Origin of the sequence: Nitrincola nitratireducens, from assembly GCF_000585235.1 — a bacterium.
Taxonomy (GTDB): domain Bacteria; phylum Pseudomonadota; class Gammaproteobacteria; order Pseudomonadales; family Balneatricaceae; genus Nitrincola; species Nitrincola alkalisediminis.
Genome location: NZ_AONB01000022.1, coordinates 54,840 through 78,334, shown reverse-complemented (window position 1 = coordinate 78,334; position 23,495 = coordinate 54,840). Strand labels below are relative to the sequence as shown.

Annotated in this window: 17 protein-coding genes and 4 pseudogenes; 5 read left to right on the top strand and 16 right to left on the bottom strand. The window is 48.7% G+C overall.

The features are described from left to right. From D791_RS15885 to D791_RS15850, 8 genes are all read right to left on the bottom strand, one after another. A partial coding sequence (locus D791_RS15885) for an electron transfer flavoprotein subunit beta/FixA family protein (protein ID WP_036513701.1) occupies window positions 1-642 on the bottom strand: 642 nt, incomplete at its 3' end. Between the two features lie 65 nt (window positions 643-707). Continuing rightward, window positions 708-1,469 carry an SDR family oxidoreductase gene (locus D791_RS15880; protein ID WP_036513698.1) on the bottom strand — a complete coding sequence of 254 codons (762 nt, stop codon included), beginning with the start codon at window positions 1,467-1,469 and terminating at the stop codon, window positions 708-710. Between the two features lie 34 nt (window positions 1,470-1,503). Next, complete coding sequence (locus D791_RS15875) at window positions 1,504-3,420, bottom strand: AMP-binding protein (RefSeq protein ID WP_036513696.1); 1,917 nt, start codon at window positions 3,418-3,420, stop codon at window positions 1,504-1,506. A gap of 72 nt (window positions 3,421-3,492) precedes the next feature. Continuing rightward, window positions 3,493-4,377 (bottom strand): 3-hydroxyisobutyrate dehydrogenase, encoded by an 885-nt coding sequence (gene mmsB, locus D791_RS15870; protein ID WP_036513729.1) that lies wholly within the window; start codon window positions 4,375-4,377, stop codon window positions 3,493-3,495. Between the two features lie 66 nt (window positions 4,378-4,443). Further along, window positions 4,444-5,547 carry an enoyl-CoA hydratase/isomerase family protein gene (locus D791_RS15865; RefSeq protein ID WP_036513693.1) on the bottom strand — a complete coding sequence of 368 codons (1,104 nt, stop codon included), beginning with the start codon at window positions 5,545-5,547 and terminating at the stop codon, window positions 4,444-4,446. Window positions 5,548-5,570: 23 nt separating this feature from the next. After that, window positions 5,571-6,347 (bottom strand): enoyl-CoA hydratase, encoded by a 777-nt coding sequence (locus tag D791_RS15860; RefSeq protein ID WP_036513691.1) that lies wholly within the window; start codon window positions 6,345-6,347, stop codon window positions 5,571-5,573. A gap of 9 nt (window positions 6,348-6,356) precedes the next feature. Continuing rightward, a complete protein-coding gene (locus D791_RS15855; RefSeq protein WP_036513688.1) occupies window positions 6,357-7,511 on the bottom strand; it encodes an acyl-CoA dehydrogenase family protein in 1,155 nt (384 codons plus the stop codon). Between the two features lie 44 nt (window positions 7,512-7,555). Further along, window positions 7,556-9,049: a CoA-acylating methylmalonate-semialdehyde dehydrogenase gene (locus D791_RS15850; RefSeq protein ID WP_036513685.1), complete on the bottom strand. Its 1,494-nt coding sequence runs from the start codon at window positions 9,047-9,049 to the stop codon at window positions 7,556-7,558. 228 nt (window positions 9,050-9,277) lie between these two features. Here D791_RS15850 and D791_RS15845 point away from each other — a divergent pair. Further along, window positions 9,278-10,027: pseudogene (locus D791_RS15845) on the top strand (AraC family ligand binding domain-containing protein); the annotation flags it as partial. A gap of 32 nt (window positions 10,028-10,059) precedes the next feature. Beyond that, window positions 10,060-10,176, top strand: coding sequence for an AraC family transcriptional regulator (locus tag D791_RS22100; RefSeq protein WP_420329357.1), 117 nt, complete (start codon window positions 10,060-10,062; stop codon window positions 10,174-10,176). A 6-nt stretch (window positions 10,177-10,182) separates the two neighbouring features. Here D791_RS22100 and D791_RS15840 read toward each other — a convergent pair whose 3' ends face one another. From D791_RS15840 to D791_RS15805, 8 genes and pseudogenes are all read right to left on the bottom strand, one after another. Continuing rightward, window positions 10,183-11,919: a sensor domain-containing diguanylate cyclase gene (locus tag D791_RS15840; protein ID WP_036513683.1), complete on the bottom strand. Its 1,737-nt coding sequence runs from the start codon at window positions 11,917-11,919 to the stop codon at window positions 10,183-10,185. A gap of 104 nt (window positions 11,920-12,023) precedes the next feature. After that, complete coding sequence (locus tag D791_RS15835; RefSeq protein ID WP_036513680.1) at window positions 12,024-13,202, bottom strand: acetyl-CoA C-acyltransferase; 1,179 nt, start codon at window positions 13,200-13,202, stop codon at window positions 12,024-12,026. A gap of 55 nt (window positions 13,203-13,257) precedes the next feature. Continuing rightward, window positions 13,258-14,175, bottom strand: coding sequence for a branched-chain amino acid ABC transporter permease (locus tag D791_RS15830; protein WP_237748683.1), 918 nt, complete (start codon window positions 14,173-14,175; stop codon window positions 13,258-13,260). A 79-nt stretch (window positions 14,176-14,254) separates the two neighbouring features. Continuing rightward, on the bottom strand, window positions 14,255-15,142 hold the full coding sequence (locus tag D791_RS15825; protein WP_036513675.1) for a branched-chain amino acid ABC transporter permease: 888 nt from the start codon (window positions 15,140-15,142) through the stop codon (window positions 14,255-14,257). An 89-nt stretch (window positions 15,143-15,231) separates the two neighbouring features. Then, window positions 15,232-16,442 (bottom strand): annotated as a pseudogene (locus tag D791_RS15820) (ABC transporter substrate-binding protein). A gap of 108 nt (window positions 16,443-16,550) precedes the next feature. Continuing rightward, entirely contained in the window at window positions 16,551-17,273 is a 723-nt protein-coding gene (locus D791_RS15815) for an ABC transporter ATP-binding protein (RefSeq protein ID WP_036513671.1), read from the bottom strand. After that, window positions 17,273-18,046 carry an ABC transporter ATP-binding protein gene (locus D791_RS15810; protein ID WP_036513669.1) on the bottom strand — a complete coding sequence of 258 codons (774 nt, stop codon included), beginning with the start codon at window positions 18,044-18,046 and terminating at the stop codon, window positions 17,273-17,275. The genes D791_RS15815 and D791_RS15810 overlap by 1 nt, the downstream gene beginning before the upstream one ends. A gap of 178 nt (window positions 18,047-18,224) precedes the next feature. Next, window positions 18,225-19,871, bottom strand: coding sequence for an AMP-binding protein (locus tag D791_RS15805; protein ID WP_036513667.1), 1,647 nt, complete (start codon window positions 19,869-19,871; stop codon window positions 18,225-18,227). A gap of 351 nt (window positions 19,872-20,222) precedes the next feature. On the opposite strand from D791_RS15805, the gene D791_RS15800 reads away from it, so the two are divergent. The 3 genes and pseudogenes from D791_RS15800 (at window position 20,223) to D791_RS15790 (ending at window position 23,492) form a co-directional block, all read left to right on the top strand. Then, on the top strand, window positions 20,223-20,675 hold the full coding sequence (locus tag D791_RS15800; protein ID WP_036513664.1) for a MerR family transcriptional regulator: 453 nt from the start codon (window positions 20,223-20,225) through the stop codon (window positions 20,673-20,675). 22 nt (window positions 20,676-20,697) lie between these two features. Beyond that, a pseudogene (locus D791_RS15795) lies at window positions 20,698-21,863 on the top strand (isovaleryl-CoA dehydrogenase). 22 nt (window positions 21,864-21,885) lie between these two features. Further along, window positions 21,886-23,492 (top strand): annotated as a pseudogene (locus tag D791_RS15790) (carboxyl transferase domain-containing protein). The last annotated feature ends 3 nt before the right edge of the window (window positions 23,493-23,495 follow it).

Below are 23,495 nucleotides of genomic sequence, written 5' to 3'. Positions count from 1 at the left end.
CTTGCTGCTGACCGTTACGCCTAAGTCTTCAGCGGTTTTAACCTCTAGGGGCTTTTTCTTGGCCTTCATGATATTCGGCAAGGATGCGTAGCGGGGTTCGTTCAAGCGCAGATCAGTGGTCACGACGGCTGGCAGTGTGAGCTTCAGTGTTTGCAAACCACCGTCCACTTCACGTGTCACCAGCAAATGCTCCCCTTCAACCTTAACTTCTGAAGCAAAGGTGGCCTGTGGGCGGTTCAGTAAGGCCGCCAGCATTTGGCCGGTCTGGTTGTTGTCCGAATCGATGGCTTGCTTGCCCAATAGAATCAGACCGGGCTGTTCAGTTTCCGCGACCTTAGCAAGGATGCGCGCCACCGATAGCGCATCGGGGCTGTCTGGAGCTTCAACCTGAATGGCACGATCCGCGCCCAGCGCCAAAGCCGTACGCAACTGTTCCTGACAGGCTTTGCCACCAATGGAGACCACCACCACTTCCGAAGCAACGCCCTGTTCTTTTAAACGCACGGCTTCTTCAACCGCGATTTCACAGAAAGGATTGAGGGCCATTTTGACATTGGCCAGATCCACATCTGAGCGGTCGGCCTTAACACGGACTTTCACGTTATAGTCGATAACGCGTTTTACGGCGACGAGTAGTTTCATCGTCAAACTCCAAACAAAATAGTATTTATTTTCAATTAATTAAAAACAACTTCTACAATTAAACTTTAAATTCTAAGTCCGCCGTCCATCTCAATAATACGACCCGTGAAGAAGTCATTTTCAACAATATATTGTAGGGTGTGTGCCATTTCAGAAATTTCACCCAAACGACGTAAAGGCACTGCGGATAACATGCGCTCAATTGCTTCAGGCTTCATTTGTGCGGTCATTTCTGTTGCAATCACACCCGGCGCAATACCACCCACTCGGATACCATACCGCGCCAGCTCTTTTGCCCAGCTGACCACCAAGGTAGCCACGCCTGATTTTGTTGCAGAATAGTTGGTTTGCCCTGCATTACCCGCACGCGAGACGGATGACACATTCACTATCACGCCACCCTCACCTTGCTCCGCCATAATCGCAGCCGCCTCACGGCCACAGAGAAAGGCTCCCGTCAGGTTGACACTCACCACTGAGCTCCACTGGCTCAAAGACATCTTATCTACCAGCTTGCCATCTTTAATTTTGATCAACATGCCATCACGCATGAGACCGGCATTGTTCACCAAGCCGTGGATCTGACCAAAATCGGCACGAATGCTCGCAAAGGTCGACTCAACCTGACCTTCGTCGGTAATATCACAAACGTAGCCCTGAGACTTAACGCCCAAGGCGACCAGTTCGTCCGCTGTGTGCTGCAGCCCCTCGGCATCCAAATCGATCAACGCGACATTGGCTCCGAGTTTGGCCAGATGAACAGCCATACCCGCACCTAAACCGCGCGCTCCACCCGTTATCACAAAGGTTTTATTGTGTATTTGCATTGCGTATGTTCTCCAAGTCTATTCAGCTCATTGTTTAGGCTGACGGACTGCTTTCAACTAATGAAATAAAGCCTGCAGCGACTAGCGCTTCTTCAACCTCAGGCAAGATACTGGCATCATCGATTGTTGAGGGTGTCGCATACTGCTCACTTGCAGCAATTTTACGCAGGACAGCCCTTAGAATTTTACCTGAGCGGGTTTTAGGTAAGCGCGACACCACGATGGCGCGCTTGAAACATGCCAGCGCACCAACCTGATCACGAATCATGTTAACCACATCAGCTTCTAAATCCTGAGGTTCAATATCGGCTCCCGCCTTTAATACAACCAGCGCTACAGGCACCTGACCCTTAAGTTCATCGTGAACCCCGATAACGGCACATTCCGCCACCTGTGCATGCGCCGCCACCACCTCTTCCATCTCACCTGTCGATAGACGATGCCCCGACACATTAATCACATCATCGGTGCGCCCAGTAATAAAGACATAGCCGTCATCATCCTTAAAACCACCATCTCCCGTGTGGTAGTAACCCGGAAAGTCAGTCAAATAAGAGGTTTTAAAGCGCTCATTATTTTTCCAAATGCTCCATGCAAACCCCGGCGGAAGCGGAAGCTTAATGCAAATATGACCCGCTTCATTCGCAGGCAGTTCATGACCCTCGGCATCCAACACCTGAATGTCATAACCCGGAATCGGCTTATTGGTTGAACCCAAACGTGGAAGCGATGGGTCTTCCCAGCCCATCATGGGTGCCGTCATCGGCCAGCCAGATTCGGTTTGCCACCAATGATCTAAGATAGGCACAGATAACAATTCGCTTAACCATTGGTAGGTTGAGCTATCAAGCTTTTCACCCGCAACAAAGATCCATTTAAGACTGCTTAAGTCATAGGCTTTGGCCAGCTCACCTTGTGGATCTTCTTTACGGACAGCTCGATAGGCCGTCGGCGCGCAGAACATTGAGTTGACTTTATATTCACTAATCAAGCGCCAAAAGGCACCGGCATCAGGCGTGCGTATTGGCTTCCCTTCGTAAAATATTGAACTGCAACCGCCCATTAATGGGCCGTAGACGATAAAAGAATGTCCGACCACCCAACCGATATCAGATGCACCCCACCAGACATCGCCTGCACGCATCCCATAGACTTGATGAATGGCGTACTTCAAAGCCACCGCGTATCCACCGACATCTCGAACGATGCCTTTGGGTTGGCCAGTGGTGCCGGAAGTATAGAGAATATACGAGGGATCCGATCCCTTCATCGGAACCGCTTTTGCAGGAACAGCGCCCTCTTGGAAGGCATACCAATCCAGGTCTCGATGCGCATCCATTTGTGCAACCAGCATCGGTCGCTGACAGACAATCGTATGTTTTGGCTTATGAGCCGCTAAGCTAATCGCTTTATCGACCAAGGGCTTATAGGCAATTTTCTTATCAAACTCGATGCCGCATGACGCCGTCAGGATGACTTTTGGTAAGGCATCGTCAATGCGTATTGCTAACTCGTTGGCAGCAAACCCACCAAACACCACTGAGTGAACGGCACCCATTCGCGCACATGCCAGCATGGCAACGGCCGCTTCCGGGATCATTGGCATGTAAATAACGACCGTATCGCCTTTCTCAACACCCAAGCCGCTCAGTGCACCAGCAAAACGCTCAACTCGTGCAAGCAACTCTTGGTATGTGATGGCTTCTTTGGTCTGAGTCACTGGCGAGTCGTAATACAACGCGACCTGCTCTGCACGCCCCTGTGCAATTTGTGCATCTAGGGCAAGATAGCTTAAATTCAGTTCACCATCAGAAAACCACTGGTAGGTTCCGTGTTCTGTTGCCATCAAGGCTGTACTTGGGGCTTTAAACCAGTCTAGCGCTTGGGCCTGCTCCGCCCAGTAGGCGGCCGGATCTTTCAAGCTCGCGGCATACACCTGCGAATAACTCATACATCACCTCTATTATTGTTTTTGTGCACCGAGATGAGCCCAGTCAATTTGGACTGGGCAGGTATTGCATCCCTATTGATACAAGCGAATTAGGCTCGAGAAATCTAAATGACCATTCCCTTGGCTCTTATGAAGATTAAACAACGCTCTCGCGGCAGAGCCCATTGGCGTCGCACATGCACTTTGCTGGCTGATGTCCATTGCCAATCCCAAGTCTTTAAACATGAGATCGACCTGGAAGCCACCTTGATAGTCGCGTGATGCGGGTACGTTTTCCATGACACCGGGCACGGGGTTATAGACCTGCAACGCCCAGTTATTGCCAGAGCTTTGCTTCATAATGTCGGAAAGAACGGCTGGATCTAAGCCATTTTTGATGCCCATATTCAAGGCTTCGCAGGTGCCCGCCATCAGAATGGCCAACATCATATTGTTGCAGGCTTTTGCTACTTGACCTGCACCATGATCACCGGCATGAAAGATGTTTTTGCCCATGGCCTCTAAGATAGGCTTAGCCGCTGCATACTGCTGCGCATCCCCACCGACAATAAACGTAAGCGTTCCGGCCTGCGCGCCGCCAACACCACCAGACACGGGTGCATCAATAAAATGTATGCCTTTTGTTGCCGCCGCAGCCGCAACCTCGCGTGCGGTTTGCGCATCAATCGTGGAGCAATCAATCACTAACGTGCCTTCAGGAACGCAATCAAACAACGCGACATCGGCGTTCATTAATAATGATTTAACGTGCTTGCCCGCAGGCAACATTGTAATCACAACGTCAGCGCCCTGTGCAGCATCAACGGCAGAAGACATTGATTGGCATCCAGCCTCAACAGCTTTAGCCAAGGCCTCTGCCGATAAGTCAAAGGCCTGTACACTGTGACCGGCTTTTGCCAAATTGGCCGCCATTGGGCCACCCATATTACCTAATCCAATAAATCCTATCGTCGCCATGCGCTTCACCTTTTTTGTTTTTATACGATTGAAAATGCCTTTCGACATCGGCCGCTAAATACGTCGTTACAAATCCTGTAGCGGATGCTCTCCCGACCAAGGCGATTCGAATAACTCGTCGATAAACGCTGAGTCAACGTTCTCCACCTGATCAAAGGTCCACTTAGGTTGATTGTCTTTGTCGACCAGCAGCGCTCGCACCCCTTCGGGGAACTCTCGATGTCGACAGCATTGAACCGAGAGGTTTAACTCTTCCTGAAAAACTTCCTTTAGCGACAAGTGGCGGCACTTATCCAACTGTCGAGCAATCATATGAATCGAGACGGGGCTACCGTGACCGATGGCCTTTTGTGCCCGCAACACCCATTTATCCTCTGTCTCTAGGCTCAGCAGCTCCGCTCGCATATCAACAACAGAGACATGATCTGTAACCTTGCGTATCAAGGCCTGGTGATCACGTATTGGCGCTGGCATCTCAGCAAACGTGGATGCTGACTCCATCTCCAAGCCTTTAAGGATGGGTTGGATAACCGCTTCTGCTGGATGTGTCCAGTCCGCCGCCACCAAGCTCGTCATCAATGCGTCTCTTAGATCCTTACGAATTGCACGGTCGGCCAATCCTAAAAACAACGCATCTGCGGCATTAATGGGGTTACCCGTCAAACCCAAGAACAAACCGGTTCGTCCCGGCATGCGATTGAGAAACCAGCTTCCCCCCACATCAGGGTATAAGCCAATGGTCACTTCCGGCATCGCCAAATGCGAGGTTTCAGTCACAATTCGGTGACTGCAGCCACTAAGCAAGCCCATGCCACCACCCATCACAATGCCACTGCCCCAGCAAATAATCGGCTTGGGATAGGTATGAAGAGCATAATCTAAACGGTACTCACGCGTAAAAAAGTCTTCTGGAAAAGTACTATCCGGCTCGTTAGCGATGGCTTTATAGAGCTTGACAACATCGCCACCCGCACAAAAGGCTTTTTCACCCGCACTGTCTAGAAATAGCGCGCAGATTTCTGGGTCATCACGCCACTTTTCCAATTGAGGCAACAGCAAATCGATCATTTCAAGCGTTAGGGCATTCAAACTCTTTTCAGCGTTTAAATGAATTTCACCAATTCGCTGCCCACTCTTGGTGGTGTGTTCAGAAAATACAACGCAACTCATAAACGACTCCTCGTTGTTAAACCTTAACGATTTTTCCATTCAGGTTTACGTTTTTGCAAAAATGCATTCACACCTTCACGCTGATCTTCGGTTTGAAAAAGATCAACAAATAACTCACGCTCAAGGATATAGCCTTGGTGATAATGCGCATTTCGGCTGTTTTGAATCAATGCTTTACAGGCCGCTATTGATGAAGGACTTTGCTGACATGCTTGTTCAGCTAAAGCCAAGGCCTGTGTAAATGCCTGCCCTTTTGCAACCACTTCTTCAACCAAGCCGATCTCAAGCGCCTTAGCGGCATCTACCTGCTCTGCGCATAAAATCATGCGCTTCGCCCAGCCTTCACCCACCAGTATCGTGAGGTTTTGTGTGCCACCCGCACATGGAAGCAATCCTACTTTTGCTTCAGGCAGCCCCATTTTTGCTTGCTCTTCCGCGACTCTGAGGTCACAGGCTAAGGCAACTTCGAGACCACCGCCCATGGCATAACCGTTAATCGCGGCAATGGAAACACCCCTGAATTGGCTGAGTGTCTCAAACGCCTGACCAAAAAGACGCGCCATGTCTCGCGCCCTTGAGCGATCACCATCCGCAAAGAGCTTAAGATCGGCTCCGGCTGAGAAAAACTTCTCACTGGCACTGGTTAACACCAAACTCCACACATCAGGATCGTCATTGAGAGAATGAACGATGTCAATTAAGGCTTGCAGACTCTCGGCTGTCCAAGTATTTGCAGGCAGATTATTCAAGGTCAAAATCGCAACATGACCACGTTTTTCTAACAAAAGTGCATCAGACATGCTCAACTCCTAAAGTTCAGTATCGGTATCGGCCAACACACGACGCCCGATAATGACACGCATTATTTCATTCGTACCCTCAAGAATCCGGTGTACGCGCGTATCGCGCACGAACCGCTCCATCGGATACTCTTTGATATAGCCGTAACCACCAAAGAGCTGCAGAGCTTCGTCGCAGACCTTAAAGCCCACATCGGTGGCAAAGCGCTTTGCCATCGCACAGTAAGTCGTCGCATCTGGATCTTGTCGATCAAGTTTACTGGCAGCCAACCGCACCATTTGACGCGCAGCCACCAGCTCTGTGGCCATATCGGCCAAACGGAACTGAAGCCCTTGGAAATCCCCTATTTGGCGCCCAAACTGCTTACGCTCAAGCAAATAATTGCGCGCTTGGTTCAAGGCTTGCTGCGCCGTGCCAACCGAGCAGGACGCGATATTAATGCGACCGCCATCCAAGCCCTTCATGGCCAATATAAAACCATCACCCTCTTCGCTTAGAAGATTAATGGCTGGAACCCGAACATTATCAAAGGTAATCATCCGCGTCGGCTGACTGTTCCAGCCCATTTTATCTTCGCAACGCCCGTAGTTAATGCCTTCACTCTGCGCATCCACCACAAAAGCTGAAACACCACGTGCGCCAGCACCTCCCGTGCGCGCCATCACGACCAATACATCGGTACTGCCCGCGCCTGATATAAAGACCTTGCTGCCGTTGAGTATGTAAACGTCGCCATCCCGAACAGCGGTTGTTTTTAACGACGCGGCATCCGATCCCGCATTTGGCTCGGTTAAGCAATAGGAGCCTAGTTTTTCAGCCGTCACCAACGCAGGGGCATAGACCTCCACCACTTCTGGCTTAGCAAAGCTGGTCACCATCCAAGTGACCATGTTGTGAATGGTCAGGTAGGCCGTGGTTGAAGTGCAACCCATCGACAAGCGTTCGAAAATAATACTTGCATCCAAACGGCTTAATCCCAGCCCACCAACAGCCTCTGGTGAATAGAGTGAGGCAAAGCCCATTTCACCTGCCTTACGAATCACATCCACTGGAAAAAAATGCGTTTGATCCCACTCAGCCGCATGGGGCTCTAACTCATTGCGAGCAAACGCCGTCGCCATATCCGCAAATGCAATTTGGTCTTCGTTTAATTCAAAATCCATTAAAACCTCCACAGGGCTGCGCGCCCAATCAGTTAGGGTGAAACTTATTTCAACTGAATGGTCATGTTAGGACCCGACGCAATATCGTCTTCGAACCAACGCGCCGTCACGGTTTTGGTTTCCGTATAGAAACGCACCGCTTGCTTACCATAGGCGTGCTGATCACCGTAGAAGGACTTGCGCCAGCCGGTGAAGGAGAAGAAAGGCAGTGGTACAGGTACGGGTACGTTAATGCCCACTTGACCCACTTGTATTTCATGCTGATATTTACGCGCGGCAGCCCCTGATGCGGTAAAGATAGACGTGCCGTTACCGTATGGATTTTCATTTATCAGTGCGATGGCTTCTTCCAAAGTGTCGACTTCCAACGCAATTAAAACCGGCCCGAAGATTTCTTCGCGGTAGATCGACATATCACGAGTGACTTGAGTAAAGAAAGTCGGCCCAACCCAGTTGCCATTCGGGAAGCCCTCTACTTGGCAAACACTGCCATCCAGCAAGCATTCAGCACCCGCATCCTTACCTTCTTGAATAAAGTCCAGCACGCGCTGTTTGGCTTGAGGATTGATCAAGGGGCCGTAACCGGCTTCAGGATCATTCCAGGCTCCTGGACGAACCTTCGCTAATGCATCGCGCAGCTCTGGAATCCATTGACGAGACTCACCGACGAACACGGCAACTGAAATCGCCATGCAACGCTGGCCCGCTGCACCAACAGAGGCACCCACCAGATTATTAATCACATGGGATTTTTGTGCATCGGGCATAATGACCATATGGTTTTTAGCGCCCGCAAAGGCTTGCACACGCTTCATATGATCTGTGCCCGTTTTGTAAATATGCTCGCCCACGGCAACAGATCCTACAAAGGAGATGGCTGGTGTATCTGGGTGAACCAAAAGCTGATTAACAACATCTTTTGTGCCGTGAATCACTTGCAACAAACCTGCAGGTGCGCCAGCCTCTTGGAAAAGCTCGGCCAAACGCATCGGTGTTAAGGGATCTTGTTCAGAGGGCTTGAGCACGAAGGTGTTGCCGCAGGCAATCGCCATTGGGAACATCCACAAAGGAATCATCGCCGGGAAATTAAACGGCGTTATACCGACACACACGCCAAGCGGCTGGGTGTAGCTGTAGCAATCCACTTTGCGGGCAACGTTTTCAACCGTTTCGCCCATGCTTAAGGACGCAATATTGCAAGCATGCTCAACCACTTCAATTCCGCGCCACACATCACCTTTGGCATCTTCAAAGGTTTTGCCAGTTTCGCTGCTTAGAATCGTCGCCAATTCATCATGGTGCTCTTTCAGCAATGCTTGGTAACGCAACATAAGACGCGCACGCTCTGATACGGGCACTTCTTTCCAAGTTTGAAAAGCCGCTTTTGCGACGGACACCGCTTGATCGACTTCTGCAGGTGTTGCGCAGGGCACTTGCGCAATCACATCTTGAGTGGCGGGATTGGTGACTGGGATCCAATGCGTGCTTTGACTTTGAACCATTTCACCGTTAATCAACATGGGTACTTGATGTGTCATACGTTTGATCTCTACCTTTATTGTTATTGTCTAATCCGACATGACCCTGACAAGATAATATATTACCTTTACGTTAACGTTAATATCTAATCAGGAATTTTTCAATACAAATATGTTGTAACATGAAATTGAGCCAGTACTGATTGATAAAGTTGTTAAGATGATGGACTATATTGCGACTTTCAACTAAGGTTTACCTTAACGTCAACCAAGTGAAAATACTAAGCAATGAGCCAACCCTCTTCCTGGCCTATTCCAAATGGCAGTACACGCTTTGTTCTCCCACGCCGCACAGTCACTGAACTAAGCAAACATCCGATCAGTAAGGATCTGTACCCTATAGCCATGGGCTATTACAAGCGCGCATTCGGCCACAGCATGTCTCGTAGCCGTCACGATGACTGTCTACTCATATATTGCGTTGATGGCTGCGGAAAACTTAATGCAGGATTAAAGTCATACAAGATCACGACTGGCGACTTTATTTTGCTACCCAAAGATGAAATTCACAGCTACCTTGCCGATAACAAAACGCCTTGGAGCATATATTGGTTGCATTGTGAAGGACAACTGATTGACGAGTTCATCACCCCTCTCAAAAAACTGAGCCGCCACCCTGTATTGCAACTGGGATTGCATTCACGACTCATCTCTGATTTCGAAGCGCTCTTGGATCTTAGACAATCGACTCAGTTGTTTGAGTCCTACCTCCACTCAAGCAGCTTACTGCGCCAACTGCTCACCCATATCACGCTGCTCCACACACAAGCACGCCATCACTTTGACAAAACATTTGATATGGACGCCATTCAAAGCCTAATGCTCAGATGCGTGCATGAAACATTAGATATAGACACGCTAGCGGCGACGGCCAACCTGTCGAAATTTCACTTCATTAAACGTTACAAAGCCTTGACGGGTAGCACACCCATCAATGACTTTATTCGAATGAAAATTGAACGCGCCTGTCATTTGCTGGACATCACCGATCAACGGATCAGTGAGATTGCCTGGACACTCGGCTACGAAGATGCTACTACTTCTCTCGAGCCTTTAGAAACGTCATGGGCATCTCGCCGAGCCAATATCGAAGCATTCGCCTAGGCAAAGCAACTTATAAGGAATAACCCACCTTAAGAGGAATGCATTGGAGTCGACTCTTTTTCACGGTACATGGCATAGTCTGCCAAACGCACCAACCCATCTGCATCAATGGAGTCTGTGGGATAATATGAGACCCCCATGGCTGCAGTTAACGACAGCCATGGATCCATTTTTAAACACACAAGCGGCTCGGAAAGAGCTTGATTTATCTGGTCCATTATCCGTCTAACCCTGTCCGGACGCTCAGCACTGCGAAGCAAAATAACAAACTCATCACCAGAGAAACGGGCAAGACAGTCATCCGCCTCAATCACGTTCGAGATTCGGGTGGCTATTTCTTTCAGCGCCAAATCACCCGCATCGCGCCCCCAGGCATTGTTAATATGCTTGAATCGATTAATGTCGATAAACAGCACTGCCATCGACTGCTGACGACGGTAATGCTGATCCCCTTCAATTAATTTACGTAATTTGAGTGTAAAGGCGTCACGGTTCATCAGGCCTGTTAGCGGATCGGTTTGCAGGCGCTTTTGCATTTGCTCAACACCTCGTGCTAATTCACCCAACTCATCCCGACGATAAATATTCACCGGCGCATCCAGCTCACCATCACCCACTCGCACTAAGGCTTCTTTTAACTTACGCAGATCCGCCGCAACCCAGTTCAGAATAGCCAGACCAATCAATATGGCAAGAATGATGGCCACCACAGCGATATAAACACTGCGCTTAATATTTTCGGTAATGCCTGACATAAAGTCACTGTCTGGCACTGCAACTATCGACAACCAATCCAGCCCGGCATCATCTCGCACACGATCAAATGCGACGTGGATTAGCTGGTCATCAAAAACAAGAGACAGGGGCCGAGTTTCATCTGGCACACCTTGCTCTTCAATGCTGGCAATGACTGCCCTATAAACGTCCGACATAATCGGCACGTTTACATCTTCAACGGCCACACGAACAAACTCACCATCACCGGTTGGAAGCACATTCGGCGTATTGGATGCTGCAATTAGCTTTCCATTCGGCTCAACAATAAAGGCAATTCCGTGTGGCGAGACACGCAAATGACCGACGAACTCATTTAAAGCACGAAGGGAAACATCGGTGGCAACGACCCCCTCAAAAACACCCTCATGCGACAAAACTTGACGCGCGCGCGTTGCGATCAACTGTCGCGTGCCAAAATCAATGTAAATAGACGTCCACGTATGGCCGCGCAACTCCTTACCATCCAGATACCAAGGCCGCACACGAGGATCAAACAAACGCTCCTCTTCGCGCACTTGCTGCATTTCCCCATCGATCCCTTCATAATGATAGATTTTTCGATACTCGGAGGCCTCTAATTTTAAACGCAGTTCTACCTTAGTGTCAGATAAGCGCTGCAAACCAATCCCCTGCCCAGCTTCATTGCCATAATAGACATAGTCATTAGGATCTGTATGAAGAGAGGTGGCAATCCAAAATCGTGTTTTAAGATTGGCCATATCAGACTCAATTGGAATCGGTGCCGGCATTCCTATAGGGAAGGCCGTTTCGAGCACAGCGCCGGAACCAATAATATGACGATCTATTGCCTGGGTGATTCGACCAACCGTTTCAAGCAACAGCTGATCTATAAGGGTATTAATGGCTTTGCTTCCAGCCTGATATGAAAGGCCACCAATGGACAGCGCCAAACATACAACCAAAACAACATAGGGAATCGTTAATACAGAGCGAAGCGACAGGACACCTTTGCGTTTAGCTTTTAACATGCCCTTTATTACCCCTCGCCCTGATCTTGTTTTTAAGGCGTAATAGAATAAACAGCTGAAAGCTGTATGTCCATCTAGGATCACATCTTAGATGGACCAAAAAGCTAGCAAATTTCCAATGCAACGGCTGTCGCTTCACCACCACCAATACATAAAGAAGCAACCCCACGTTTTAAATGACGCTTCTGAAGCGCATAAAGCAGCGTCACCAGAATTCTAGAGCCACTAGAGCCAATCGGGTGACCCAATGCACAAGCACCGCCGTTAACATTGACCTTGTGCTCATCCAACTCTAACGCTTGCTGAGCCAACAAGGTCACGACGGCAAAGGCTTCGTTGATTTCAAAAAGATCTACACTGTCTTTATCCCAGCCCGCCATTTTGAGCACTTTCTCAATCGCACCAATCGGCGCCAGGGTAAATTCAGCAGGCAATTGTGCATGCGTAGAATGCGCTACAATACGCGCCAAAGGCTTTAAACCTTGACTCAGCGCTTCGGACTCTTTCATCAACACCAAGGCTGAAGCACCATCGGAAATTGAGCTCGAGTTTGCCGCCGTCACAGTACCGTCTTTTGCAAAAGCGGGTTTTAGTGAACGAATTTTATCCAGGCGAGCTTTTCCTGGTTGCTCATCAATCGCCACCACCTGCTCACCGGCACGAGTTGTAATCGCCACGGGCGCAATTTCATCCGCAAAGCTGCCGGACTCGATAGCCGCCAAGGACTTCTCCAAAGAGGCGATGGCAAAGTCATCCATCACCTCTCGAGTTATGCTGTGGGCATCGGCTGAGCGCTGAGCAAAGCTTCCCATCAAACCGCCTTCGTAAGCGTCTTCGAGACCGTCCATAAACATATGGTCCATCACTTTTCCATGACCCATTCGCAATCCTTCACGAACTCTAGGCAACAGGTACGGCGACTGACTCATATTTTCCATACCGCCTGCGACCATGACCGCCGCACTGCCAGCACGCAACTGATCATGTGCTAGCATGACAGCCTTCATGCCAGAGCCGCACATTTTATTAATCGTGGTACAACCAACGGAAATCGGCAACCCAGCTTTTAATGCCGCTTGTCGAGCAGGTGCTTGGCCCAATCCAGCCGGCAAAACACACCCCATAATCACTTCATCAACGCTATCTGAGGGCACTCCCGCACGCTCAAGCGCCGCTTTAATGGCCACAGCGCCCAAATCAGGAGATCTGACACTGCTTAAGTCACCCTGCAAACCACCCATGGGCGTTCTAGCCGCTCCGACAATCACAATAGAATCGTTCATTTGTTACCTCATGTATTTGGGTGAATGGAATGCTCGATCCTCACCCACTACCTGATTATTTAAAGTTCTTTTTATAGAATTTTTGAAACTCGCCGATAATGCCCGCACGGAACATCAATACGCAGAGAATAAAAATCACACCTAAAATCACGTTGACCCAGTCACCCAGTGCACTTTGTGCTAACTGATGCTCAAGACTCACCACAAATGCAGCACCCACAACAGGGCCTAATAACGTCCCCACACCACCGACCAAGGTCATCAACACCACTTCACCTGACATATGCCAATGCGCGTCATTTAACGAAGCCAACTGGAAAACGATGGTTTTTACTGAGCCCGCCAAGCCCGCCAAGGCAGCCGAGATAACAAAAGCAACCAACTTGTAGCGATCCACATTGTAGCCAAGCGATGTTGCACGAGGCTCATTCTCTTTGATCGCCTTCAGCACATGACCATAGGGTGAATGCACCATCCGATGAACCACGGCAAAACCAAACATAAACACCGCTAACACGAAATAGTACATCGCCAGATTATCGGCCAAATTAATGACCCCGAGTAACTTACCGCGCGGAATACCGTGCAGACCGTCTTCACCACCGGTAAAAGAAGACTGCACGTAAAAGAAAAACACGAGCTGCGCTAATGCCAAAGTAATCATGGCAAAATAAATGCCTTGACGACGAATGGCCAGCAGACCAAAGCCCAACCCAAGCAGTGTCGAGGCCGACGTACCCGCCAAAATAGCCAACTCCGGTGTTAATCCCGAATAAGTACTGAGCAGGTAGCCAGTGGTATAGCCCCCTGTCGCCAAAAAGGCCGCATGACCAAAAGACAGCAATCCTACATAGCCAAGCAGCAGATTAAAGGCAACGGCAAAGAGTGCGAAGCAGAGTATTTTCATCAAGAAAACGGGATACACCACATAGGGCGCGATTAACGCGATCACAAAAAACGCACCGTACAGCATTAGCTTTCTTCGCTCAGAACGCTGCTTCTGCTCAAGCACACTTTTACGCGCAGGACTTGCATACACTGAAGTCGTCATACTATGCCTCCTTCCCAAACAGACCCGATGGGCGAACCAGTAACACCAACACCATCACCAAAAATATAACCGTACTTGACGCTTCAGGATAAAAAACCTTCGTTAAGCCTTCGATAATCCCCATCGCCAAACCGGTGATCACCGCACCAAGAATTGAACCCATTCCTCCAATAACCACCACGGCAAACACAATAATCAGGATATTGGCCCCCATGACGGGTGTAACTGAGTAGATCGGCGCCGCAAGAACACCGGCAAATGCCGCCAACATAACCCCAAAACCATAGGTCAAGCTCACCAACAGTGGCACGTTAATACCGAATGCCTGCATCAATTGCGAGTTTTCTGTTCCCGCACGCAGATAGGAGCCTAATTTTGTTTTTTCAATCATGAACCAAGTGCCGATACAAACCACCAAGGCCGCAACGATAACCCATGCACGGTAATAAGGAAGGAACATGAAACCAAGATTCACGCCGCCTCTAAACACCTCGGGTATAGGGTAACGCAAGCCCGACACACCATAGATATTGGTTAGAACCCCTTGGATAACAAGCGCCAAACCAAAGGTTAACAACAAACTGTAAATATGGTCTTCATTGGCAATTTTTCTAAGCAAGAAAAATTCAATTAAAACACCTAAAACACCAACAATTAAGGGGGCAAGTATTAAAGCAACCCAGTAATTAACACCTAAGGTATTAAATAAAACAACTGTGCATAACGCACCTAACATATAAAATGCGCCATGGGCGAAGTTAATAATCTTAAGAAGACCAAAGATAACCGCCAAACCTAAGCTTAATAAGGCGTAAAATGCACCATTAATAAGCCCAAGCAATAACTGACCCGAGAGCACAGCAATGGGTACTCCGAAAATCATACTCATAGTAAGACCCTACCTGAAAATACTGGCTAAACCGACCTAACTAAGTTCACGCCCTTCATTACTTTGCAAGGACGTGAACTCATTTGCGCTTAGTTATTGACTAATTTGCACTGACTTTCAGACAGAGGACGGTAAGCCTCATCACCAGGAATGGTTCTCACGATCTTATAAAGATCCCACTCATCTTTAGATTCAGCCGGGGTTTTCACTTGAGCAAGGTACATATCATGCACCATACGACCGTCTTCACGGATATAACCGCCCTTCGCAAACATGTCATTAATCGGCGTATTCATCATTTGCTGACGAACAGCTTGCGCCTCATCTGTACCGACTTCTTTAACTGCATTCAAATAATGCACAGTACTTGAGTAAATACCAGCATGAACCATGGTTGGACGCACACCGGTTCTTTGCATAAAGCGATCAGACCAAGCACGCGCATCGTCATCCATGTCCCAGTACCATCCAGTCGTCAACTGAATACCTTGTGCCGCTTGAACACCCAACGCATGCACATCTGTGAGGAACAACAACAACGCCGCCAGCGTTTGACCGGATTGCGTCAAACCAAACTCACCAGCGGTGGTAATGGCATTGGTGGTGTCAGAACCCGCATTCGCTAATGCCACAACTTTTGCACCCGAGCTTTGCGCTTGTAAAATAAACGAAGAGAAATCACCGGTAGGGAAAGGATGACGTACCTTTTGTACGATCGTGCCACCATTCGCGGTTACCACTTTTTCAACGTCGCCTTCTAGCGCATGACCAAATGCATAGTCCGCGGTTAGAATAAACCAGCTGTCGCCACCTTCCTGAACAACCGCTTGAGCCGTACCGTTTGCCAGCGGGTAAGTATCGTAAACATAGTGAATGTGGTTCGGCGTACAATGCTCATTGGTAATACTGGATGCGGCAGATCCAGACACTATGCCTAAGCGATTGCTTTGCTCTAGAATGCGGGTAGCGGCGATGGTCACCGAAGACGCGACTAAACCCGCCACCATATCAACACCATCGTTTTCAACCCATTGGCGCACCGTACTGGATGCAACGTCAGGGCTGTTTCGATCATCCGCACTCACCACACGAATATTCGCACCATTGACTTGCCCGCCTACATCCTCAACAGCCATTTGCAAAGCCACCAACCATTGGGTCCTGCTAAATCACGGTAGGTACCTGACATATCTGCAAGATAACCAATTCGAATTTCATTATCACTGATGGCCGCTTGTGCAGTCGTTGCGATAAGGGCTGAGGCGATTGCGGCTGATAAGAGTTTTTTCATTATTTTCATTGTGTGTCTCCAGTGCCTTTTGGCTGTTATTTTTTTTCTACATGAAAGAGAACGCGCTTTAAAACACATTTATTTGCATAATCACTACACAAATAAATATTTCTTTAACTAAACACCTAGGTAGGTATTTAATAATTCTTGCTTAGAGGCCAACTCATTGGCTTGAATTTCTTCAACAATCTGACCGTGCTCCATAAGATAGTGACGATCAGCTAAGGGAGCTGCAAACCGGAAGTTTTGTTCAACCAAAACGATGGTTAAGCCTTTTTCTTTTAGTTTGATCAACACCTCAGCGAGCTTTTGCACGATGACGGGCGCCAACCCTTCAGTAATTTCATCCAGCAACAGCAAATTAGCACCTGTCCGTAAAATTCGAGCCATGGCCAGCATTTGCTGCTCCCCACCGGATAGGCGTGTACCTTGACTGTAGCGACGCTCATAGAGGTTCGGGAACATGCTGTAAATCTCATCCAGACTCATACCATCACTGCGCACGGTGGGTGGTAACAACAGATTTTCTTCAACATTCAAGCTTGAAAAAATACCGCGTTCTTCTGGGCAGTAACCGACACCCAGATGAGCGATATGATGCGCCGGACTGTCAATGGTTTCGCGACCATTAATCATGATCGAACCCGTTCGACGTCCAACCATGTTCATGATTGATTTTAGTGTTGTGCTGCGGCCTGAACCATTACGCCCCAGCAGAGTCACCAACTCCCCACGCCTTACCAGTAAATCGATTCCATGAAGAATGTGCGATTCACCATAAAAGGCATGCAAGTCCGTGACTTTTAATTGTTCATAATTGGGTTTAATTGAATCGGTCATTAGTGTGCTCCCTCAACCGCTGCGGACTCACTGCCCATATAGGCCTCTCTTACCTTAGGATTCTGCGACACATTGGCATAATCCCCTTCAGTCAAGATTGCTCCTCGAGTGAGCACAGTAATGCGGTCACAGAGCTTACTCACAACGCTCAGGTTATGCTCAACCATGAGCACTGTGCGACCGACGGCGGCTTGACGGATCAGCTCAACCACACGATCAACATCTTCATGACCCATTCCTTGAGTCGGCTCATCCAACAACACCAACTCAGGCTCCATCGCCAAGGTCGTTGCCAACTCAAGCGCACGCTTGCGGCCATAGGACAACTCAACGGTCACCGTGTCCGCAAAGGCTTCAAGCCCGACAGACTCCAACAGCTGGTATGCACGATCATTTAAGCGGTTAAGCGTTTTTTCAGATGTCCAGAAGTGAAAGCTATTGCCTTCAAAGCGCTGAAGAGCCACACGCACATTTTCCAATGCCGTCATATGCGGGAACACAGCTGAAATCTGAAATGAGCGAATAATGCCTTTACGAGCAATCGCGGCAGACTTCATCGCCGTAATATCCTCACCCTTAAACAGAATTTGTCCGCGTGTTGGAATCAGGAATTTGGTCAGCAGATTAAATACCGTGGTTTTACCCGCGCCATTTGGACCAATCAACGCATGGATGTGACCCTTTTGAATCTTAAGATTCACATCGTCTACGGCTGTAAACCCTTTAAACTCTTTAACGAGATTGCGGGTTTCAAGTACGAATTCGGAACTCATAGGAGTGTGCAGCCTCTTTTTATTGTTAGATTCGCCGACTTAAAGCATTACATTTACGTAAGCGTCAACTTAACTTATCAATAGTCACTAAGGGTTTACAAGTAATACTTTGGTTGTATAACCTGACAAACCCCTTAGCAACTCACCCATCTCATTAATAAATAAGGATTAAAAAGTTTTAACCAATTTCACGCTCAGCCGATTGGCGCAAAATAAAACGCTGTATCTTGCCACTGGGCGTTTTTGGCAACTCTTCGACGAACTCAATTTCGCGCGGAAAGGCATGCGTAGACAAACGGTTACGCACCAAATTCTTTAATTCATCCTTAAGCGCTTCAGTCGGATCATACGCAGGTTTAATGACAACATAGGCCTTGATTATCGACCCACGCTTTTCGTCTGGCTTAGCCACAACACCGGACTCCGCAACCGACGGATGCTCCAATAAGGTACTCTCAACATCGGCAGGCCCGACTCGATAGCCCGCCGTGGTGATAATGTCATCGTCACGTCCGGTAAAGGAATAGCTGCCATCGCCATGACAGAACACCATATCACCCGTCAAGTAATAGACCCCATGAAACGGATGCTTCTCCGCCCAAGTATAGCCATTGAAGAAAAACAGCGGAGATTGGGAAACATCGACCGCTAATTGACCCGTCTCACCCTCTCCCACCTCATTGAACTGTTCATCCAGCGCAACCACTCGATGCCCCGGCATTGAAAACCCCATTGCACCGATGCGCTCGACATGCTCAAGACGATGGTAGTTACAACAAGTCATCCCCGTTTCGGTCTGACCGTAGTGATCCTTAACAGGACAACCTAATCGCCGCCCCACCCAGCTGATCACCTCTGGATTCAACGGCTCACCTGCACTGCTCGCCACTCGAATCCCAAGACTTTGATCCTGAGCGAGCAAATGGTCATTTGCCATCAATAAACGATAGGCCGTGGGCGCTGCTGCAAGATTGGTAATTTGATACTTTTGGATCATTTGATAGGTGGTTTCTGGTGTAAACCCCTGCTCATTAAAGTGCGTCGCTTGCCCCAACAACAAAGGCCCCACCACAGCATAATACAAACCATAGGCCCAACCAGGATCAGCAACATTCCAATAACGATCTTCAGGCCGCAAGTCGATGGCATATTTCATATAAAGATAAAAAGACAGCAAGGCTCGCACAGGAACTGCAACCCCTTTCGACTTACCCACCGTACCCGAGGTAAACATCTGCAAAAACGGATCGTCTCTTTGCAATAACACCGGCTCAAATTGATCCGACTGCACGGACACGCCCGCCCCAAAGTCCGATACATTTTGCAAACCCAGCCCATCACTCAACCCAACACAAAGTGCGGGTGGGAGGCTTTCCAACTCAACCAACTTAGAGAGATTTGCCTGATTCGTCACAATACAACGGGTAGAGGCCTGCTCCAGACGATACGCAATCGCACCTGAACCAAAGGCAGTAAACAACGGCTGATACACCGCCCCTGCCTTTAAAGCACCCAACACCACAATCAACAACTCAGGACATCGCGGCAAAAGCCCGGCAACACGATCACCAGGCTCCACCCCTATTGTTTTTAAGTAGTTTGCAAAACGAGCCGACGCTTGACTCAACTCTGAGAAGGTCATCGAGGTCGTACGACCGTCAACCCCTTCATGATACAAAGCCACCTTGTCGAGATCGCTCGCCCAGCGATCACAAATCTCATGGGCCACATTGACACCACTCTCAAGTGATCGCGATAACACCTCATTCTCCAACTGATCGGGGCAAAAATCAGAGATGAAGCTCGAATACTCCATTAAACCCATAACAACACGCCTCTTGTTTTTATAATCGATTGCTGCCTAATTGATAACACAGCTTTACCTTTACGTAAAGTGCAATTTATAGAAATTGACGCACAAACAAGCAGAGCTCAGCGAAACACCTTTAAAATCAATATTTATCACTAACGTTAACTGAATTTAGCCCGTAGAACACAAACAACCGCCTGTAAACCTACAACTTTAGCCGTATAATTAAAGCCATATATAGCGCAACTCCCTTCACTTACTGGGCTACAACGACGCCACTCAATAGAAATTACATTGATAGTGAAAAATACACTTTACGTTAACGTTAACTTTGAGTAGTCTTGATACATGCATGAGGTAAACAACATGAGCTTAAAAAAGAAAACATACTCGATTAGCGAACTGGCCAGTGAATTCGATGTCACGACCCGCAGCATCCGCTTTTATGAAGACCAAGGACTGCTCAAACCCGATCGCAAAGGACAAACACGCATATACAGCTCCAAAGATCGGGTTCGGCTAAAGCTTATCTTGCGCGGGAAACGCTTAGGGTTTTCGTTAGCAGAATCAAAAGAGCTGTTTGATCTTTGGGATGAAACACCCGGTGGCAGCGAACGACAATTACTTAAAATGCTTGAAACGCTAGCCGAAAAGCAAGCGCATCTTGAGCAACAGCTAAACGATATACAGATGGCAAAAATTGAAATTGACAGTGCAGAAGCACGCTGTCGTGCTGCCTTAGACGAATTAAGAGAAAAAAAACGCTTAGAACAGACGTCGCTCACAAATCACGACTTAAATAACTCTTCCTTACATTAAAAATAACAAACAGGTAACCAACATGATTTCACAATACTCAGAATTAAATTTTGGACTTGGTGAAACACTGGACATGCTGCGTCAGCAAATTAATAGCTTTGCTGCTGCAGAAATTGCCCCGCGGGCAGCCGATATTGATCACGAGAATGTCTTTCCGGCCGATTTATGGAAAAAATTTGGCGACATGGGTTTGCTCGGCATCACAGTCAGCGAAGAGTTCGGCGGTGCAGGCATGGGTTACTTGGCACACGTTATTGCGATGGAAGAACTCAGCCGCGCATCTGCATCTGTTGCCCTCTCCTACGGAGCCCACTCGAACCTTTGTGTAAACCAAATTCATCGCAACGGCACACAAGCGCAAAAAGAAAAATATTTACCCAAACTGATTTCCGGGGAACATATCGGCGCACTCGCCATGTCAGAACCCAACGCAGGCTCCGATGTGGTCTCGATGAAATTGAGCGCACGTGATGCCGGCGACCACTATGTTTTGAATGGCAATAAAATGTGGATCACCAACGGTCCAGACGCCAATGTGTACGTTATCTATGCCAAAACTGACTTACAAGCTGGGCCAAAAGGCATTACAGCGTTTATCGTTGAACGAGACACCGAAGGCTTCACTCAGGCTCAAAAGCTCGACAAGCTGGGAATGCGCGGCTCTAACACCTGCGAACTGGTTTTCCAAGACTGCAAAGTACCGAAGGAAAATATACTGGGAACACTGAACGGTGGCGTCAAAGTTCTGATGTCCGGGTTGGATTATGAGCGCCTGGTTCTCGCTGGCGGCCCCTTAGGCATCATGCAAGCCGCTATGGATGTTGCGGTACCTTATATTCGTGATCGAAAGCAATTTGGCAAAGCATCGGTGAGTTTGAGCTCGTTCAAGGCAAAATTGCAGACATGTATACGCGCATGAATGCGGCTAAATCCTACGTATATATGGTCGCACTCGCGGCTGATCGCGGTGAAACGACACGTAAAGATGCCGCAGGTGTCATTTTGTACTCGGCTGAGATGGCGACTCAAATAGCTCTTGATGCTATCCAGCTTTTGGGTGGGAATGGCTACATCAACGAATACCCGACGGGACGTCTATTACGCGATGCCAAACTCTATGAAATCGGTGCAGGCACCTCTGAAATTCGCCGCATGCTGATAGGCCGCGAACTTTTTCTGAACAACTAATCCGGCTCGTGGAGGCTTACAGATGCCAATTCTACAAACAAAAATAAATGCGCGTTCTGAAGAGTTTAAAGCGAAAGCAGACGCCATGTCTGTGGTGGTTGCAGATCTCAAAGAAAAAGTAGCCAAAATTCAAGAAGGCGGTGGTGCTGCGTACCAAGAGCGCCACCTTGCACGTGGAAAATTACTCCCCAGAGAACGCATCAATCATTTAATTGATGATGGCTCCCCTTTTTTAGAATTATCGCAACTCGCAGCCTACCAGGTCTATGATGAGGATGTCCCTGCCGCCGGAATTATTACCGGGGTGGGTCGTGTATCCGGCATTGAATGCATGATCATTGCCAATGATGCAACCGTTAAAGGGGGCACCTACTACCCCCTCACCGTCAAAAAGCACTTACGTGCACAGGAAATCGCAGAGCAAAACCACCTGCCCTGCATCTATCTAGTCGACTCTGGCGGCGCCAACCTGCCTCGTCAAGACGAAGTCTTCCCTGACCGAGACCATTTTGGGCGTATTTTTTACAACCAAGCGCGTATGTCAGCTAAAGGGATTCCACAGGTCGCCGTGGTAATGGGCCTTTGCACGGCGGGTGGCGCCTATGTCCCAGCAATGGCAGATGAGTCCATCATTGTCAAAAACCAAGGCACTATTTTTCTTGCAGGCCCCCCTTTAGTTAAAGCCGCAACAGGCGAAATCGTCAGTGCTGAAGACCTAGGCGGAGCTGACGTGCACTGCAAAGTCTCTGGCGTAGCAGATCACTATGCCGAAAACGACCAGCATGCCTTGCAAATTGCACGCCGCTGTATTGCCAACCTTAATAAAAAGAAACAACTCCTGCTTGCGGTTAAAAAACCTCAAGCCCCTTTATTCGATCCCGCCGAACTCTATGGCGTTGTCGGCACAGATCTTCGCAAACCCTTTGATGTTCGCGAAGTGATTGCACGGCTGGTTGATGGCTCGGAATTTGACGAGTTTAAGCAACTCTATGGCACCACACTAGTGACAGGTTTTGCCCACATTCACGGCTACCCTGTCGGCATTATTGCCAACAACGGTATTTTATTTGCGGAGTCCGCGCAAAAAGGCGCTCACTTTATTGAGCTCTGCTGCCAACGCAATATTCCCTTATTATTCCTACAGAACATTACAGGGTTCATGGTTGGCCGCAAATACGAGGCTGAGGGTATAGCCAAACATGGTGCGAAAATGGTCATGGCCGTTGCCTGCGCCAATGTTCCTAAGCTCACTATTTTAATTGGCGGCAGCTTTGGCGCGGGTAATTATGGTATGTGCGGTCGCGCCTATAATCCTGACTTCCTCTGGATGTGGCCAAATGCCCGAATCTCTGTTATGGGCGGCGAGCAAGCGGCAGGGGTGCTGGCCACCGTGCGCCGTGAAAGCTTGAACGCGCAGGGAAAGAGTGGTCAAGCGAAGATGAAGCGACGTTCAAAAAGCCCATCGTCGACACTTACGAGCACCAAGGGCACCCCTATTTTGCAAGCGCAAGACTCTGGGATGATGGCGTTATCGACCCTATCCAAACACGTGAAGTCATCGCATTAAGTCTTTCAGCCAGCTTAAATCGCCCTCAAGAACCCACGCGCTTTGGCGTGTTCCGCATGTGAGAC

Coding starts and splice junctions, on each gene's coding strand:
- D791_RS15800 (WP_036513664.1), top strand. CDS start 20,223: ATGAGCTTAAAAAAGAAAACATACTCGATTAGCGAACTGGCCAGTGAA.
- D791_RS15875 (WP_036513696.1), bottom strand. CDS start 3,420: ATGAGTTATTCGCAGGTGTATGCCGCGAGCTTGAAAGATCCGGCCGCC.
- D791_RS15830 (WP_237748683.1), bottom strand. CDS start 14,175: ATGCTGTACGGTGCGTTTTTTGTGATCGCGTTAATCGCGCCCTATGTG.
- D791_RS15850 (WP_036513685.1), bottom strand. CDS start 9,049: ATGACACATCAAGTACCCATGTTGATTAACGGTGAAATGGTTCAAAGT.
- D791_RS15855 (WP_036513688.1), bottom strand. CDS start 7,511: ATGGATTTTGAATTAAACGAAGACCAAATTGCATTTGCGGATATGGCG.
- mmsB (WP_036513729.1), bottom strand. CDS start 4,377: ATGGCGACGATAGGATTTATTGGATTAGGTAATATGGGTGGCCCAATG.
- D791_RS15805 (WP_036513667.1), bottom strand. CDS start 19,871: ATGGGTTTAATGGAGTATTCGAGCTTCATCTCTGATTTTTGCCCCGAT.
- D791_RS15835 (WP_036513680.1), bottom strand. CDS start 13,202: ATGAACGATTCTATTGTGATTGTCGGAGCGGCTAGAACGCCCATGGGT.
- D791_RS15860 (WP_036513691.1), bottom strand. CDS start 6,347: ATGTCTGATGCACTTTTGTTAGAAAAACGTGGTCATGTTGCGATTTTG.
- D791_RS15840 (WP_036513683.1), bottom strand. CDS start 11,919: ATGTTAAAAGCTAAACGCAAAGGTGTCCTGTCGCTTCGCTCTGTATTA.
- D791_RS15865 (WP_036513693.1), bottom strand. CDS start 5,547: ATGAGTTGCGTTGTATTTTCTGAACACACCACCAAGAGTGGGCAGCGA.
- D791_RS15810 (WP_036513669.1), bottom strand. CDS start 18,046: ATGAGTTCCGAATTCGTACTTGAAACCCGCAATCTCGTTAAAGAGTTT.
- D791_RS15815 (WP_036513671.1), bottom strand. CDS start 17,273: ATGACCGATTCAATTAAACCCAATTATGAACAATTAAAAGTCACGGAC.
- D791_RS15825 (WP_036513675.1), bottom strand. CDS start 15,142: ATGAGTATGATTTTCGGAGTACCCATTGCTGTGCTCTCGGGTCAGTTA.
- D791_RS15880 (WP_036513698.1), bottom strand. CDS start 1,469: ATGCAAATACACAATAAAACCTTTGTGATAACGGGTGGAGCGCGCGGT.